Annotated in this window: 11 protein-coding genes; 4 read left to right on the top strand and 7 right to left on the bottom strand. The window is 70.5% G+C overall.

The genetic code is table 11. The features are described from left to right. Window positions 1-14: 14 nt before the first annotated feature. Both I6A81_RS14190 and I6A81_RS14185 read right to left on the bottom strand, forming a co-directional pair. Window positions 15-6,503, bottom strand: a complete 6,489-nt coding sequence (locus I6A81_RS14190) for a wHTH domain-containing protein (RefSeq protein ID WP_203004448.1) — start codon at window positions 6,501-6,503, stop codon at window positions 15-17. Between the two features lie 215 nt (window positions 6,504-6,718). Next, window positions 6,719-7,204 (bottom strand): carboxymuconolactone decarboxylase family protein, encoded by a 486-nt coding sequence (locus I6A81_RS14185; RefSeq protein WP_203004452.1) that lies wholly within the window; start codon window positions 7,202-7,204, stop codon window positions 6,719-6,721. Window positions 7,205-7,493: 289 nt separating this feature from the next. On the opposite strand from I6A81_RS14185, the gene I6A81_RS14180 reads away from it, so the two are divergent. Next, window positions 7,494-8,453 (top strand): RNA polymerase sigma-70 factor, encoded by a 960-nt coding sequence (locus tag I6A81_RS14180; protein ID WP_203004447.1) that lies wholly within the window; start codon window positions 7,494-7,496, stop codon window positions 8,451-8,453. A 216-nt stretch (window positions 8,454-8,669) separates the two neighbouring features. Here I6A81_RS14180 and I6A81_RS14175 read toward each other — a convergent pair whose 3' ends face one another. From I6A81_RS14175 to I6A81_RS14165, 3 genes are all read right to left on the bottom strand, one after another. Further along, complete coding sequence (locus I6A81_RS14175) at window positions 8,670-9,344, bottom strand: TylF/MycF/NovP-related O-methyltransferase (protein WP_203004446.1); 675 nt, start codon at window positions 9,342-9,344, stop codon at window positions 8,670-8,672. 639 nt (window positions 9,345-9,983) lie between these two features. Continuing rightward, the gene (locus tag I6A81_RS14170; RefSeq protein ID WP_203004445.1) at window positions 9,984-10,433 is read right to left on the bottom strand and encodes a VOC family protein; all 450 of its coding nucleotides are present in this window, start codon (window positions 10,431-10,433) and stop codon (window positions 9,984-9,986) included. A gap of 55 nt (window positions 10,434-10,488) precedes the next feature. Further along, entirely contained in the window at window positions 10,489-11,112 is a 624-nt protein-coding gene (locus I6A81_RS14165; RefSeq protein WP_203004444.1) for a TetR/AcrR family transcriptional regulator, read from the bottom strand. Between the two features lie 651 nt (window positions 11,113-11,763). On the opposite strand from I6A81_RS14165, the gene I6A81_RS14160 reads away from it, so the two are divergent. Beyond that, entirely contained in the window at window positions 11,764-12,801 is a 1,038-nt protein-coding gene (locus I6A81_RS14160; RefSeq protein WP_203004443.1) for an SGNH/GDSL hydrolase family protein, read from the top strand. A 72-nt stretch (window positions 12,802-12,873) separates the two neighbouring features. Here I6A81_RS14160 and I6A81_RS14155 read toward each other — a convergent pair whose 3' ends face one another. After that, complete coding sequence (locus I6A81_RS14155) at window positions 12,874-13,482, bottom strand: TetR/AcrR family transcriptional regulator (protein ID WP_203004442.1); 609 nt, start codon at window positions 13,480-13,482, stop codon at window positions 12,874-12,876. A 153-nt stretch (window positions 13,483-13,635) separates the two neighbouring features. On the opposite strand from I6A81_RS14155, the gene I6A81_RS14150 reads away from it, so the two are divergent. After that, a complete protein-coding gene (locus I6A81_RS14150; RefSeq protein ID WP_203004441.1) occupies window positions 13,636-15,171 on the top strand; it encodes an HD domain-containing phosphohydrolase in 1,536 nt (511 codons plus the stop codon). A 184-nt stretch (window positions 15,172-15,355) separates the two neighbouring features. Then, window positions 15,356-15,865, top strand: a complete 510-nt coding sequence (locus I6A81_RS14145; protein WP_203004440.1) for a nuclear transport factor 2 family protein — start codon at window positions 15,356-15,358, stop codon at window positions 15,863-15,865. Between the two features lie 7 nt (window positions 15,866-15,872). On the opposite strand, the gene I6A81_RS14140 is transcribed toward I6A81_RS14145, so the two are convergent. Then, window positions 15,873-16,802, bottom strand: coding sequence for an alpha/beta fold hydrolase (locus I6A81_RS14140; protein ID WP_407661299.1), 930 nt, complete (start codon window positions 16,800-16,802; stop codon window positions 15,873-15,875). Window positions 16,803-17,063 lie beyond the last annotated feature (261 nt).

Below are 17,063 nucleotides of genomic sequence, written 5' to 3'. Positions count from 1 at the left end.
TCTCTACGGGCCGCTCAAGCGTGGTCATCGGACGAATGGGCCGGCGGGCGGGAGGCGAGGTCCGCCAGGTCGTCTCGGCTGGGGACCGAAAATCCCAGGTCGATGAGGCGATCCGCGATCCGGACGGGAGTCCACCGGAACCGGAACGAGCCGATGAGGACCTCCGCCCGCGAGATCGGCCGATCCGCGTATCCGATGCCTTCCGTTCGCACCAGTTCCATGAGCGCTCGGTCGAAGCCGTCGATGACGGCAACCTCGGCGGTGGTCGTCAACTGGGGAACCACGCAGCCCAGACCCGCCAGTTGTCGCGCCACCTCGCCAGGCGAGCGGCGCAGATGTCCCGCCGCCGCGACGATGTGGGCGAGGGACACCGGCGGGTCGCCGAGCCAGGGACCTCGGCCGTTGAGGTCCGCGCTGAGCACGAACGCGTCCACAGGTGTCAGCCGGCCGGCGGGGAGATCCGCGAGGCCGCCCAGGGACGCTACCGGGAGTCCTATCCCGGCCAGGGATCGGGCGACCTCGGCGGGCGCACGGCCCGAGTACTCGGCGACGCCCAGTACCTGGGCAATCGTCACCTTGTTCAGCGATTGAAGGCTGGTGTCGGCGCCGTGGAACGCGACCGTGATGTCGTTGCGCTCCTGGCCATCGATCTCCCAGACACCGTCTGGGACCTCGAATCCGAGCCGTCCGTAACGTTCGACCACCTCGGCGACATCGCACCCGAGCACACACGCGGCACGGAGCACATGCGCGAGTGGAACGACTCTTTCAGCCAGCCACGGAGCGTTGCCGTCGAGATCACGCGCCACAAGCACCAGATCAACGGCGTCTACGGACCTGGGTGCGGAGTTGGGCAGTTCGACGTCTCCGAGCCCCAGCAACGTCAGGCGCTCGACAATGGCCGCTGGACTCGAACCGGTCCTGCCTGCGGCGGCAAGTACGTGGCCTACGGGTACCGCGCCATCGGGTAGCCATGGGCCTCTCCCGTCCAGCCCATAGCTGAGAAGCACCAAGTCGTCCGCGCCGACTCGCGCGCCATCGAGCCGATGGCAGTTCACCGGAAGCTGAAGGCCCAGAGCCTCGATCCGCACGGCGACCCCGGCCGGCTCACGACCTCGAAGGCGAGCCGTCGCCAGCACCGCAGCGACGCCAAGTTCCCCGTCCGGTCGAGTACCCTCGTCGTCATCCTCCTCCGGAATCTCCAGGAGTATGCGAAGGGTTAGATCGTCCTCATGCGTCAATTCGGCGTCGGTAACAGGAGCGACGTCAAATCCCAGCCGCTCCAGCTCGTTGGCCAAGTCCACCGGCCGCCGGCCGCTCACTGCCGCTTCCCGAAGCACATGCACCGCTGGAACCACTCCATCGGCAAGGTAGCCACGATCTGGGTCACCTTCGTTGGCGAGCAGGAGAGAACTGGGCGGGGAAACCGGTGAGGCGTTCCATCCGTCCAGTTCCGGCACGGCCACTCCGAGAGCATCGAGCCGCGCCGCAAGGTCTGCTGGCCGCTGTTTGAGGAGAACGCTGGCGGCAAAAACGTGCGCGGCACCGCTCGCTTGGTAGCGCAACCCGCCTAGCCATGGGAAAATACCGTCGAGGTCGACACTCAGGAGAGTCGCGTCGTTTGCGGTCAGTTCAACTTCACCAACTTTCGGCGTCGCTATCCCCAAGCGAGTCAAGACCTCCGCGATCTCCCTAGGAGGCCGATTGAGAACGTGCGCGGTCCCAATTATCTCGTGGAAAGAAACTCTATCCATGAATAGCAGATTTTGGAACTCTTGAACCTCTTTGTTGTCGAGCGTCCGCCAGACGGTGTCCGCGCCAGATGTGAACGCCGGAGCAGTGAGTCCGAAGCCGTTAACGAGGCTAGCGACCTCCTGCGGGCTTCGCCCTGTCGACTTTGCCATCCACGCGATATCAGACCGGCCGACCGGGATACCGGCCCGAAAGAATGTGCGGTCGCCAACCCACCTCTCGACGCTTGTCATGCGCTGCGCGAGCGGGCTACTTCCGGCGCGGATACTTCGCGCTACCGGCAACCCGAGACAGCGAAAATGGCCGATCACTTCCTCCATCCGAAGGCCGGTAGCGTCGGCGACGAAGTAAATGAACCCAATGCTCAATGGCCGCGCCTGGAGAGCATCACTGAACTCAGCCTGAAGAATAACGGCATCGATGTCCCCATGAGTCGCATTTTCAACGCCCACGGGCTGCGACGGGTAGCCCAGCTCGGCAAACCTCCCACGAACCTCATCCACCGAACGACCAGTGTGAAGCGCCGCCCGACGTAGATGCATCGAGGTCACCCAGGTGGACCGTAGCCAGGGAGCAACACCAGTCATGTTCCGACTAAGCAGCACGACGTCCAGCGCCTCGACGGACGCCGATGGATCGGGTTCCGGATGAATAGTGAAACCCATCTCACGATACCTATCGACCACCTCGCGCAGTGGGCGCCCTGTCTGCTGGGATGCCGCGAACGAGTGTCCAAGCGACACCACGTCACCTGAAATCGGCGACTTCCCTTCGAAATCGTGACTCAACAGCCTCATGTCAGCGGCCGTAATTTCCGAAATGAGCGCCCCTTTCAGGCTCGGTGGCACCACTTGAAGCCGACACAGCCGTTCGACGACTTCAGCCGGCGACCTTCGGAGTCGACCAGACCTGAACAAGGTATCCGCAAGATCGCGATAAACATCACGTCGCGGACGATCACCGAGCTCGAGACCAAGAAGTCGCATATCCGACGGCCAGGCCATCGTAACCGCAGCGCCAGCTGGGTCTTCCGACCGAAGGGCGGCACGCCAGCAAGAATTCCTGTCCACCACAACAAAATCCGGGAAATTGCGGGGACTTCTGCGGCGCCTTACCCTTGACCTGAACGATTGTTCCAGAATTTCCCCATCGAGCGAAAAACAACCGACAGCCGAGACTGGCACGGTCGCGCCTCCGGCTGCACGCCAATGCTTGTCCTCTTCAAGAAGCGCAGCCTGTACCGCGTCGGCGACCAAGGGACGTTCGTCGGCGAGCGCGGCCATCCACTCCAAGGACATCTCAACTGCCTCGGACGCAAGGAGCGCCGGAACCGCCGAGACAACCAGCTCCTCCATGGCGGGTTCGTCAGGGAATTCTCGAATCTTGTTGCGATCCACTGCGAGGTCCGGGGCCAAGCCCCCGGTGAGATTGACGATGAAGCCGAATGCCGTAGAGCCAACCCACAGCCCGTCGACGAGAATCGCGCCCTGGCCGTTACACCACCACACCGGCAGGCTGGTGCCCACGATCTGCTCCGTAATCCGCATCGCGAAGTCCAGCAGCGGATTGTCCGTCCCGACCGGCGCGAAGTCAGCAAGCTTGCCGGGCATCCAGGTAAGCGAAATCGCGCCCTCGGTGGCCGATGTGTCGAACTCGGCGATCCAGAGAATTCGCCGTAGAATATCCACCGACGAGACCGGTGTTTCTCCGGGCCTGCGGGACAGGTGTAGGCGCACTGTCGTCCCCGCCGCTCGTCCAGGCCCGAGGTCCTGGACTCGGAAGAGGTTACCCGGGCCCGCGATGGTGACCCGGAGCTGGCGGCCCGGCACACCGTCGATACCTGCCCGGCAGGTGTTGATCGTGATCTCGTCAGCGATCATGAAATAGCTCAGGACACCGACGCCGAACCGGCTGTTCGGATGGAACTCGACTGGAGGTTTGCACTCGCTCCAGCGCGCCATCTCCTCGACGACCTCGGGCATGTCGACGGACCGGGTCCCGGCCTCGGCGAAGACCTCGATCAGCTCTCTGATGCCCATCCCGACGCCATTGTCCTCGCATTCGAGGTACGGACTGCCATCCGACTCGAAGCCTTGCCGTACACGAATCCGACCCTGCCAGGTTGACCGCTCGCCCGTCGTGCGCTCGCGATATTCTTCCCGCGCGCGCCGATAGCGGCACGCGTCCAACGCGTTCTGGTAGAGCTCGCGGACCGCCAGCCCACGGTTGGTGTACAGCTGCTCGCCCATGAGCAGCTCCTGGACCTTGTCCTCGGCCATACGGAACTGGGCGCCGGCGACGCTGTACATCTGCCGGCCGCCGGCCATCTCCGCGGTCACGTTGTCAGCCGTGGCATGGGTGGGCAGCACGGCGAGAATCGTGGGCTCAGCGATCGTGCGGTGTGCCTCGGCCAACAACAGATCCAGCGTCGCGGCGTGCCGCTCCAGGGCGACCTGCAGGGCCTGGTGACGGCACGTGGCGGCCAGCGCCCGCGCCGTGCGCCCCCTTTGCTGCCATTCGGCGCGCCGAATGGTGTTCCGCAGGTCGTCAAGATCCAGTGGATCGGCCACACCAAGGTGCTCGGCGACGACGTCCGGCAACGCCACCGGCTCGATCGCCATCCGCTGGCTGATCGCGAGCAGGTATCCGACGACACGTTCCCGCAGCGGCATCTCCTGCGGCGTCGCCGCGGCGACGAAGGCCAAGTCGCCTAGCGCGCCGGGTCGGTCCGTCCGTCCCAGGAAGGCCGGTTCCGACCGCAGCGCCTTCAGGATTTCGGCGATCCGGCCGGGCCGGAACACGTCGTTGGCCAGCGGGTTCACCGCCGTGGTGACCAGGAGCCCGGACAGGGTTCCGCTGAGATAGGAATCGGGCCGCGCCTTGGCGACCCATCGGTGCAGCAGCCACCAGCCGATCGCGGCCGAGGCATCCTCGTCGCCGGCCTGGCGGGCGCGCTCCGCCCGCCGCAGCAGCCGAGGATGCAGCCGGGCGAACGCTCCGAACGCCATCCGGTCGCCGCTGGCCCCCTGGAAGTCCAGCCGGGTCGGCTCGACGTCCGTTGCCCTCGCGACCAGCAGGGTCCACAGCGCCTCGTACAGAAAGGGCACCGTGACCAGGAGCGCTACCTCGGCCATCGTCAGGGGCGCGGGCTCCGGCGGCAGTCTCGTCAGGAGGAACTCGACCCGCTTGGTCATCCGCAGCGCCAGCTCGGGCTCACGCCAGGGGTCTTCCGCGAGCAGCGCGCCGTGCCGGTCGCGTTCGGCTCCCAGCCGAGCCACCAGGTCAATGGTCGCGTCCCGCAACTGCTCGCCGGCCGGGCTCTCGAGCGCGAGTGACCAGGCCGCGTGGCGTCGCGCCGCCGTAACCCACTCATGGTCGGGCGCATCCGCGTCAGCGGACGACGGAACAGGAAAGGGCCGAAACCGGCGCGGGTCGCAGAGCCGCACAACCTGCAACGAGCAGGCGGATTGCCCAGCCGCGTCGGAGCCGCGCGGGGGACGCGAGAGCCGGTGGCGAAGCAGGTGCTCAAGCTGGTCGAGGTCGACGGGAACGAGACCGTCCGACAGCAGGCCCATGAGCGACTGAGCCAGAGTCGCGGACGGCTCGGGGACGCCTGATCCGCCGAACAGATACGCGACCGCGGTCCCCGGGGCGGTGATAAGGCGTCCGGTCGACCACCCTGGCTCGGTCACGGCCTCGGCGATGGTCTCGTCGTAGCCGACGGCGGCGTCGACGACGACCAGCACGGAGCCAGCCGTGCCCCTGGAGATCGCCTTGATCCAGTCAAGCGGGACGCACAGTTCCCAGAACGGCTGATAGTCGACAGGGGCGTCTGTGGGCACCAGGAAGTCACGGCCGGCGTGGTGAACGCCGTATCCCGCGAAGTACAGCAGCAGCGTCTCACCGGCCGTGGCGCTGGTGAGGAAGCTGTGCGCGGCAGCCCTGATGGCGGTCGCGCCGGTCCGGGACCGGTCGTGAATCTCGGCGCGGTAGCCGGCTTTCTCCAAACCGCGCGCCAGGTCGTCGACGAGGGTGGGTATCCACGGCAGCGGCGCCAGCCGCTCATCCTCATACTCGCTCACGCCGACCAGCAGCGCGCGAAACATCGACGGGTCGGCCGGCGCCGGTTCGCCAACCTTCTCGGGCTCGCGTTTCCCACGAGTTCGCAACCCGTGTCCGCCGTCGCGGTGACGTCCCATAAGCAGGTCGGCCGGACGTCCAGGGAACGCGGGGGCCGAACGTGGTGACGGCGCCTGCGGTGGCGTGGGCAGCGCCAGCGAACCCGGAAAGTTCGGCTCGACGGCGGGCTTCGCGCGTCCGCTGACTGCCCCCTGGATGGAGGTCAGGAGCCGGCCGCGGGCCGCGTCGGCGGCGAGGCCGAAGAGGTCGACGGCGACCATCTGGCCGAGGACTCCCGGCCGCGCACAGTTCTCGATCCGGACCGGCAGGAGCCTTCTGGCAACACCTTCGGGATCGGAGAGCCAGGTCGCCTGCCATTCCTGCTGGCCGAAGACGGATCGCAGGTAGGCATTGGAGACAAGGGCCACGGTCCGGGTCGCCCGCCGAATGCCGTCCTGAATCGTCGTCGTCCAGTTCGAACCCGCCACCATGTCCCAGGCCTGCACAAGCACCCGGAAGTTGACTCCCTCAAGCTGCCAAGAGATCCACTCGGCCCAGGCCTGATCCTCCGCGGTGTACGAGACGAAGAAGTCCCATCCATCGTCGGCAGCGCGTTGTCCCCCGAAGTCCACGTTCCGATCTTCTCAGACGGATTCCCGCTTCCACCGGAGGACGGCCATGGCCCGGCCAGCCGGCAAGGTGAGGGGCGTGATCGTGGCGCGATCCTCGATCCGCCCTTTCCGAACCTCAGTTCGGGCGTCGCCGCCACTGCCCTGGTCACAGCCACAGATGTGCGCCGGCCCGGCCCAGATCGAGCTGACCCTGGCCGGGCCGATGCGCCTGACGGTCAGCTCGTCATTCTGGCGAACATGCCCGCCTCGTAGGACCCGCCCTGCTGGTGCACGATCACGGCGAGCCGGTTGGCCGCGTTGATCAGCCCAACGAGGCAGACCAGCGCGGCGATCTGGTCGTCGTCGTAGTGCTTGCGCACCTGTGCCCAGGTCTCGTCGGACACGCCCTGGTGGGCGTCCGCGAGCCGGGTGCCCTCCTCGGCGAGCGCCAGCGCGGCCCGCTCCGCCTCGGTGAACACGGTGGACTCGCGCCAGGTGGCGACGAGGTGGAGCCGGACCGCGGTCTCGCCGGCAGCCGCGGCCTCCTTGGTGTGCATGTCGACGCACCAGCCGCAGCCGTTGATCTGGCTGGCGCGCAGCGACACCAGCTCCTGCGTTGCCGCCGGCAGCGGCGACTGGTGGATCACCAGGCTGGCGTTGGCGAACCGCTTGGCGAACCGGAGGGCGATCTCGTTGTCGAACATGTTGAAGCGGGCATCCATGATGTCGTCCTCACTCGTGGTGTCGCGCTGGACGACCACGAGATGCCGGCGACCGGCTTCCTGTGACGGCTCGGGCAACGTGACGCGCGCCACCATCAGGCGCCCGCGCTGTGCGAGGCGCCGGCGCGGATGGTGCCGCCGAGCCGTCGCCGCAGGTGACAGGTGGCAGGTGGCAGGTGGCAGGCCGCTCGGGTAACGACGAGAAGACGCGGCTGCCGTCCCGGTGTCACACGACCGCGGTTCGCGGCATCTGGTGGGTGGCACAGTCGAGCGTGAGGAGGAGCCACCCATGGCCGGCACATCGCGGACCGCGGCCGACGACGGCAGCGAGGGCAGCGGCCACAGCGAGGGCAGCGGCCACGACGACCACCTGGACCCCGCCACCGAGGCGTTCCTCGCCCACCGCAACCTGCTGTTCACCGTCGCCTACGAGATGCTCAGCTCGGCCGCCGACGCCGAGGACGTCCTGCAGGAGACCTGGCTGCGGTGGGCCGGCGTCGATCTCGGCACGGTGCGGGACCAGCGCGCATACCTGGTCCGGATCACCACCCGCCAGGCGCTCATCCGGCTGCGCACGCTCGGCCGCCGCCGGGAGTCCTACGTCGGCCCATGGCTGCCCGAACCGCTGCTCACCGCGCCGGACGTGGCCGAGGACGTCGAGCTCGCCGACAGCGTCTCGATGGCGATGCTGTTGGTCCTGGAGACGCTCACGCCGACCGAGCGGGCGGTGTTCGTGCTGCGCGAGGTGTTCGACGTCGGCTACGACGAGATCGCCGAGGCCGTCGACAAGAGCCCGGCCGCGGTCCGCCAGATCGCGCACCGGGCACGGGCGCACGTCGCGGCGCGCCGGCCGCGCGGGGCCGTCTCCGCGGCCGAGACCCAGCACGCGCTCGACGCGTTCCAGCGGGCGACCGAGACGGGCGACCTGCAGAGCCTGCTCGACATCCTCGCGCCCGACGTCGTCCTCATGGGCGACGGCGGCGGCCTCAAGCAGGCCATCCTGCGCCCCGTGGTCGGGTCCGACAGGGTGGCCCGACTGCTGGCGGCCGGCCTGGGCAGGATCACCGCCGAGATGTCGCTGCGGTCGGCACAGGTCAACGGCTACCCGGCGCTCATCCTCCGGCTGGACGGCGAGATCGACACCGTCGTGGCCGTCCGCATCGACGACGGGCTGATCACCGGGCTCTACGCCGTGCGCAACCCAGAGAAGCTGTCGCGCATGCGGCGGGAGACCACCCTGCGCCGCTGAGGGCGGGTCCGGCCGCGCGGACCTGTCCGTCAGGACGCGGTCCAGAGAGAAATGTGTCTCAAGACGCACAATGAGCTAGCTCGCGGCATAGGTGATCACCGGTGCTGGAAGCTGGATTAGCGGTCGTTCGGCGCTTCTCCTGCGGCGGAGGGTCGACGCGGCGGGCTGGACTTGTGGTCCGATGAGGCTCGTTCACGTGAGGCTCGTTCGAGGATGTCAGGGCTTGACGAACAGGCGGCCGGGATAGTCGCTACGGTGCATCAAAACGCGGACGCCCTGCTCTTCCAGGTATTCATCGATGGCACGGCGATGCCCGGCCCAGTGCCCGTAGTCGTCGGCAACGCATATTCCACCCGACACCAGACTCGGCCAGAGATGGACGAGTTCGTGGCGCGTCGACGCGTACCAGTCGGTGTCGAGGCGCAAAAGTGCAACCTCTTCGGGCGCGGCGGCCGGAAGGGTGTCCTCGACCCGGCCCTTCACCAGATGGACGTGTTTCGACGGATATCCGGTCCCGGCCATGTTGGTCCGGACGTCGTCCTCGCCGGCCCGGCACCAGTCCGCGGTCTCGTCCAGGCGGCGCATCCGCCGGAACGTCCGCGCCGCCGGCCGCCCGGCGGGGTCGCGATCCTCAGGCTCCGGCTCGGTCATGCCTTCGAATGTGTCGAACAGGTGGAGGTCGCGGTCGCGCACGCCCTGCTCCAGCAGGGTCCGCGCGACCGCCATCATGCTGCCGCCGCGCCAGACCCCGCACTCGACGAACGCGCCCGGAATCTTCTCCTCGACGATCCACCGCACCGCGCCGGCCAGCGCGACGATCCGTTCCGGGCTGGTGAGGGTGTAGGGGCGCACCGCCCGGACCAGCGCCGCGTCACGCGCATCGAAGTCCACCGGCACCTCCCGGTACCGGACGACGTCGAAACCGAGCCGGCGCGGAATCCAGCGAATGCGGTGCCGAGCCGCCCGTACACCCGGTGGAATCAACGCAACCAGGTCAGAACCAGACAACGCCAACCCCTCCGATTAATTCGCGCGCCCCGCGGGCTGAGTCGTGGCGGCACCGGACCTCGAACCGCCCGAAAAGGTGCCGCCCTCACGTTGGGCCACTCTACAAACATCCCACCCGAGAACCACGACGACACGCGAAGACATTCAGCGGAACGGCCGGCCAATCGAAGTATCTGGTTCCTTTTGCACCTTTCCCGTCGCGCGGCCCGGGCCGGAGGTCCCGAATTCCGCATAGGCCGCGTGCGGCGCGCCGGGGCACGCTTTTGCTATTACGAGCCCTTCGGCGGTTCGCCGGCGCGCAGCATGCCTGCCCGCCGGAGGAGCCCCGCTCAGCTCGAGGTATGAGGACACAGGCCCTCAAACCCGAGACAGCACCGGCCGACCGGCCGGCGCGCCGGCCCCGCCGCTCCGGGCCTGTCCGCTGTTATGCGAGCCAGAGACCGCGTTCTGACGGACAGGTCGATGGTCCGCCGCCGGCCAGTAGGCGCCGTCGACGGCCTGCCGGCCTGAGCGCGGATCCGCTCAGGCCGGCAGGGGCAGCGGCCGTGGCGCGTGGATGCCGCGCAGGCCCGGGTCGACGATCAGGGTGAGTTCGCCCCGCATCCCGTCCGGGTCGGTGAACCAGAGGCTGTGGAAGGCCCCCAGGTCCTCCACCGTTCCGTCGCTGGCGTCCCGCTCGGACAGGCGGGCCCGCAGGACGGCGAAGGTCTCGGGCGATGCCGCGGTCAGCGCGACGTGGTCGAGGTGGCCACGGTCGAACATGGCGGGCACCCCGGCGCCGTGGGCGTTGCCGGGAACCTCCGCCGGGTGCAGCCACGAGGTCGGACCGGCCCGCAGGATCGCGTGCCGGAACGCCGGCGTCTCCTCCCGGAAGACGACCTCCAGGTCGAAGACGCCGGTGTAGAAGTCGATGAACCGGTCGAGGTCCGCGGTGAGGACGGCGGCGTGGTTGACGCCCTGAACGAGGGACACGGCATGCCTCCTGGTGAAGTGGTGGTCGGGGGATCGCTGGGTCGGGATCACTGGGTCATGGCCCGGCCTGTGCCCTGGCCCGCGCCCCGTCGAGCAGCAGCTGGATCGCCAGGGCGGCGGCCTCGCCGGCCTCCACCCCGTCGACGTCCCAGTAGTCGCGCAGCGTCTGCCAGGTCGCGGCGGCGGTGAGCACCTGGACGACGGCGGCCACCCGCCGGGCGCTGGCCTCGTCGAGCCCGGGGGCCTCCCGGTCGACCACGCCGCGCGCGGCGCGCCGCCGCCGGTCGTTGTCCGACAGCCGGGCGAACAGGCCCTCGGGCGCCCTGAGCAGCTCGCGGACGACCGGGGCGATCTCGTCGAAGCCGGCGAACACCCGCCGGACCAGGTCGGCGGCCTCGGCGCCGGTGACCGGTTCCGCCGCCGGCCTGCTCCCCGGCCCCGCCCCGTCCGGATCCGGCCCGTCGAACCCGATGCGCCGGTTCGCCCAGCCGAACACCGCGGTCAGCAACGCCTCCCGGGTCGGGAAGTGCCGGTAGACGGTCCGTTCCGGAACGCCGGCGGCCTTCGCGACCTTGGCGAAGGTCAGATCGTCGCCGGCGGTGAGCACCGCCGCCACGCCCTCCAGCACCCGGTCGCGCACGAGCGCCGACCGGGCGTCCCGCAGTGACTCTGACGTCATGACAGTAAGACTGCCAATATGGCAGTTCTACTGTCAACGTCGCCGCCGCGACAGGACGAGACGTCGCGGCGGCACCGGGTCGACGGCCAACCGGCGCCGGTCAACGGCCACCAAGCGCCCATCCGTCGCCAGCCAGGGTGACGAGCGGGCTACCCGCCGCGCCGACGCCGTCTCCACGGTCCGGCGTCTCCACGGTTCGGCCGGGCACTGACTCAACGGTTGCTTGACCGGTTGCGTCTCTAAGTCGAGACTCTCACCCAATTGAAGTAGCGATGTCTCTCTACTTCATCGACGTCCCGTCTGTTCTTCTTGCGCGCCCAGGCCGTGATCACAGCCAGGTGGTGATCGACGGCCTTCTCGGCGAGGCAACCGGAGGATCACCTGTCGACTACTGCCCCGCGCCGACACAGAAGACGACACAGAAGACGCGCTCCCGCGCGACGCGCCCGGTGGTTCCGGCCCGCCGCACTGGCCGCCGCCGCGGCGCTCCCGGCCGTCACCTGGGCCCTGACCGCCGGCTGGACGGCCATCGACGTCCTGCCAGGCGGGGAGGTCGTCGTCGGGGTCGGCGGCGCCGAGCCCACCGCGACGGCCACCGGCCCGAACCACTCCCCCTCCGCCGACGACCCGACCGCGGGCGGCGCCCGGCTGATGGTCGTCGGCGACTCGATCAGCCAGGGACTCGAAGGCGACTACACCTGGCGCTACCGGCTGGCCCAGCACCTGGGCGCCAGCGGCGGGGTCGACTTCGTCGGCCCGTGGACCGGCACCAACAGGCTCCCCTCGGCCGTCGCCGACGACTACCCGCGAACCCGGACGCCGGCGGCCGTCGACGCCGCCTACCGGCCCGGGATCAGATTCGACAGCGCCCACTACGCCAGCTGGGGCCGGGCGATGCACGAGACCAAGGACACGATCCGCGGGGTCGTCGAGGCCCAGCAGCCGGACTACCTCCTGGTCGAGCTCGGCTTCAACGACCTTGCCTGGGGGATCAACAATCCGGCGGGCCTGCTGAACGACATGCGGACCTTCGTCACCCAGGCCCGCGCGGCGAGGCCCGACATCCGCTTTCTGATCGCGAACGTGCCACACCGCTCCCCGCTCGACATCGTGGCCACCCTGCCGGGAATGACCAACGACTACAACGACCGGCTCGCCACCGTGCTGCACGGCCTGAACACCCAGGCCTCGCCGATCTCGCTGGTCGACATCGAAGGCCCCCTCGACCCGGCCGCCGACACCTACGACGGTGTGCATCCCAACGGCGTTGGCGAATACAAGATCGCGAAGGCCTTCGCCGAGGCCCTGTCGACCCGGTTCGGCGTCGGCGGAGCGTTCGGCGCCATACCCGGGGATGTCCCCGGCCCGGCGCCGGCCGCCCCCGGCTCGGTCACGGTCACGGCGACCCCCGCCGGGCTGACCGTGGCCTGGCCGCACAGCTTCGGCGCCGCCGGCTACTGGCTCTACCAGCGCGACGCCACCGCCGGGAGCGCCTGGGAACGGCTCCCGCTGGTGATACCCGCCGACAGTTGGAAGCTGAGCTCGGTGGTCACCGGCCACACCTACGAGTTCCGGGTCGCCGCCGCCCGCGGCGACGCCGAAAGCGCGCGGTCGCCGACCGGCAGCGCCGTCGCCAGCACGACTACCGCCGCTACCGCCGCCAGCCACCCCCGGACGGCCACGTCGTGACGCCCAGCGCGGTCGAGCTCGGCCGGCGACGTCGGATACCCGCCTCCGTCGGACACCCGCGTCGGGACGAGCTCAGGATTCCGGACGACCCGCGGGGAAGCCGTCGGACGGATGGTGGGTGAGCAGCAGGGTGGCGGCCCGCCGCACGGCCCTGATGTCGTCGTCGGTGGGGACGCCGCCGTCGCGCAGGGTGCGGCGGGCGACGGTGTGGGGCAGGTCGACCACGGCGAGCAGCAGGTCGGGGAGCGGGTGTCCGGTGGCGGCCGCCAGGGCGTCGAACGTGGCGCCGACGGTGCGCTGGTTGGCCGCGGCACGTTCGGCGAGCGCGGGTGAGGTGTCGCCGCGCAGCAGGTCGCGCAGCGCGTGGCGCAGCAGCAGGGTCGCGTCCTCGGGGTGGTCTCGGCTCCAGGTGAGCACCATGACCGCGGCCTCGATGCCGGCCTCGATGCCCGGCGGGTCCACGACGCGCAGGAAGACCCGCAGGAAGTGGTCCTGGGCGCGCAGCCACGCCGCGGCCACGAGATCGTCCCGGCGGGGGAAGCGGTGGTAGACCGAGCCGCTGGAGGCGCCGGTGGCCAGGCACACCGCGCGGGCGGAGGCGGCCGCGGGGCCGCCGGTCAGCACGAGGGCGCGGACGGCGTCCAGCATCTCGTCGGCGGAATGCTTGACCGGCGCGGGCATGGCTGGAGACTAGTCGCCGGATAACTGGCGAGTTATCTCCAGCTGATGGCCGACCGCCGGGCGCGCCCCGCCAGGCCCGTCGCGCACCGCCGTGCGACACCCAGCTCATCGGATGTCGGACGTTTCCGCCTGGCGCGCTCATACGCTGCGGACGTGCAGGTGATCCGGACGACCGAGGTGCTCGCCGCGCTGTCCCTGACCACGGACCTCGCCTCCGGGATGGAGTTCGAGAAGGGCCTGCGCACCTGCGCGGTGGCGACGACGTTCGCCGGCGAGCTGCTCGGCGCGGACGCGCCGGCCCGCCGGGTGGTGTTCGAGGCGGCGCTGCTGCGCTCCGTGGGCTGCACGTCGTTCGCGCCGGAGAACGCCGACTACTTCCGGGACGACGTCGCGTTCCAGGCCGCGCTCAAGACCCTCGACCCGGGCGACCCGGAGGTGTTCGCCGGGCAGCTGCGCGTGTTCGGCGCCTGGGCCGGCGCCGAGGAGGCGCCGCGGCTCGCCGAGACACTCACCCAGATCATGCCGACGGTCGGGGTGCGGGCGGCGAGCACGGGCTGCGAGACGTCGCGGGCGCTCGGGCCGGGGCTCGGCCTGCAACCGGCCGCGGTCGACGCGCTCGACGACGTCTACGAGCGGTGGGACGGTCTTGGCATCCCCGCCGGCCGTCGCGGCGAGCAGCTCTCCCTCGCCGGGCGGATCGTGCACGTCGCCGAGCAGGCCGTCCTCGCCCACGCGCGCGGCGGATCCACCGCCGCCGTCGCCGAGATCCGCCGCCGCGCCGGCGGGCACCTCGACCCACGGCTCGCCGCCGCGTTCGTCGCGGGCGCCGACGTCGCGCTCGCCGCGCTCACCGAGCCGGACGCGATCGCCACGGTCCTCGCGCTGGAACCGGCGCCGCACGCCACGGTGCCGTTCGGGTCGGTGCCGCGGCTGTGCGCGGTCCTGGCCCGGGTCGTCGACCTGAAGAGCCGTTGGCTGCTCGGGCACAGCGAGCACGTGGCCGCGCTGGCCGAGGCGGCCGGACGGGTCGCCGGCCTCGCCGACGCCGCGCTCGTCGAGCTGCGCTGCGCCGCGCTGCTGCACGACCTGGGCCGGGTTGGCGTGTCGAGCGCGGTGTGGGACCGCCCCGGGCCGCTCGGGGTCGCCGAACTGGAACGCGTCCGTATGCACACCTACTGGACGCAGCGCGTCCTCGAGCGGGTCCCCGCGCTCGCGCCGCTGGCCGGCGTCGCCGCCGCACACCACGAACGGGCCGACGGCGGTGGCTACCACCGCGGCTTCCCGGCCGCCGGCCTCCCGCCGGCGGCCCGTCTGCTCGCCGCCGCCGACATGCTCGCCGCGCTGACGGAGCCGCGGGCGCACCGGCCCGCGTTCGGCGCGGCGCGGGCCGCGGACCTGCTCACGGCACAGGCCGACGCCGGCGGCCTGGACCGGGAGGCTGTCGCCGCCGTCCTGGAGGCCGCCGGCCTTCCCCGGCCGCGGCCCGTGCTGCCCGCCGGCCTCACCGAACGGGAGGTCGAGGTGCTGCGGCACGCCGCCCGCGGGCTCAGCAACCGGGAGATCGGCGCGGAGCTCGGCATCTCGGCGCGGACCGTCGGCCACCATCTCGCGCACATCTACGACAAGACCGGGCGGCGGACCCGCGCGGGCGTGGCGATCTTCGCGATGGAACACCGCCTGCTCCCGTAGGGCTCAGGGCTCTCGTCCCGCCCGGCTGGGCGGGACGAGGCCGCGCCACGCCCCCGGCGCGCGGATAGGCCGATCGACCGATGCCCGGGAAGGGCGCGCTGGGCGACCGTGTCCGTCGGCACCCACACCGGTGCCGACGGACACAGCCCGGCGGCAGGCCGGGCACCGCATCGGGAGGATCACCATGGCAGCGACCACCACGACGGCCCAGACGGACACCGCCGCCGAGGCGGACAGCGACACCCACGCGGACACCGGGGTCGACACGGGTCGGCGGGCGGCGCACGAGGCGACGATCCGCCGCATCTACGAGGCCTTCGGCCGCGGTGACATCCCGGCGATCCTGGCGCGGCTCACGGACGACGTCAGCTGGGACGCCGACTGGAAGGACCAGTCCGCGCACCGCGAGCCCGCCGTCCCCCACCTCGCTCCCCGGCGCGGGCGGGCCGGCGTCGCGGAATTCTTCACGCTGATCGGCGGCTACACGTTCCACGACTTCGCGGTCCTCGGCCTGCTCAGCGGCGACGACGCCGTGGCCGCCCGGATCCGGGTGGCGTTCACCATGCCCGGCGGCGGGACCGTCGAGGACGAGGAGATCCACCTGTGGGTCCTCGACGAGCACGGCCTGGTCCGGGCGTTCCGGCACTACTCCGACACCGCCAAGCACCGCGCTGGCATCTCCGCCACCGGCTGATCGTCCATCAGCCGACGCGCACGGAGCCTGGCGGGGCGGACCAGCGTCCCGCCAGGATCCCTTCGGGCACCGCGCGGTTCACGAGGTCGCGCAGGCGGGCGTTGACCGCGTCCGGGCGTTCCAGGATCACGGCGTGCCCAGCGCCTTCCTCGACCGCGAGCTCGGCCTCGGGCAGGGCCTCGGCGAGGATCCGGCTGTGCTCGATCGGCGTCATGACGTCCGCGTCCCCGACGAGCAGCAGGGTCGGGATGTCGCGCAGCGCGGCCGCCGCCGCCAGCCGGTCATGATCGAGGAGGGTTGGCAGGAAGGCTCCGACCACCGGGATCGGCGTGTTCGCGACCATCGTCTCGAGGGAGTCGACCACCGGTTCGGGCACCCGGGCCGCGCCGAACCCGAGCCGCCGCGTCAGGGTCCTGGACAGCGAGCTGCCCTTCCACCGGACCCGCTCCAGCAGCGACGGGGCGTGGCGCATCCCGACGGCCATCCCGGGCAGGACCCGGCGCGCCGCGGCGCCGACCGCCGCGGGCAGCCCGAACGCCAGTCGGGGCAGCTCGCCGGCGCTGGTCGACAGGAGACCGACTGCGATGATCCGTTCCCCGAACAGTTCCGGATGCGCCTCGGCCAGCCCGAGGATGGTCATCCCGCCCATCGAATGGCCGATGAGCACGACCTGCCCGGTGGGAACCCGGTCGTCGAGGACCCGGCGCAGGTCGTCGGCGAGCTGCGCGATGGTGCAGTGCTCGGCCTCCGACGGCCCGGACCGGCCGTGCGCCCGCTGGTCGTAGCAGAGCGTGCGCCCCAGGTCGCCCAGGCCGCGGCGCTGGAAGGTCCACGCGTCCGCGGTCATGCAGAACCCGTGCACGAAGACCAGGGTCACCGCGCCGTCACGCGGTCCGCTCTCCTCGACGTACAGCCGCACCCCGTCGGACGCGGTCACGGTCGATTTCCGGCTGGTGGACGGATCCGGCCGCGCCGACGCCATCCGCCCCTTTCGCCGTGGACGCCGCGCCGCGGGGCGCCGTGTCCTGGACGGCGCCACGCCCCGTTCGACCCCTGTCAACCGAGACCACCCTCCCTGTGCCACATCGACGCGACAGGTAGGTCCTGCTCCTTTTGGAGCCAAAGAAAACGGAATGTCGGCGCCCGGCGGGCGGCCCGTGGCCGTCGCCGGGCCTGTCTCTTATACACAAATGGGCGT

It is taken from the genome of Frankia nepalensis (assembly GCF_016786325.1).
Lineage (GTDB): Bacteria > Actinomycetota > Actinomycetes > Frankiales > Frankiaceae > Pseudofrankia > Pseudofrankia nepalensis.
Note: the sequence above shows the minus strand (reverse complement) of the source record. Positions and strands in the feature narration are given on the sequence as shown.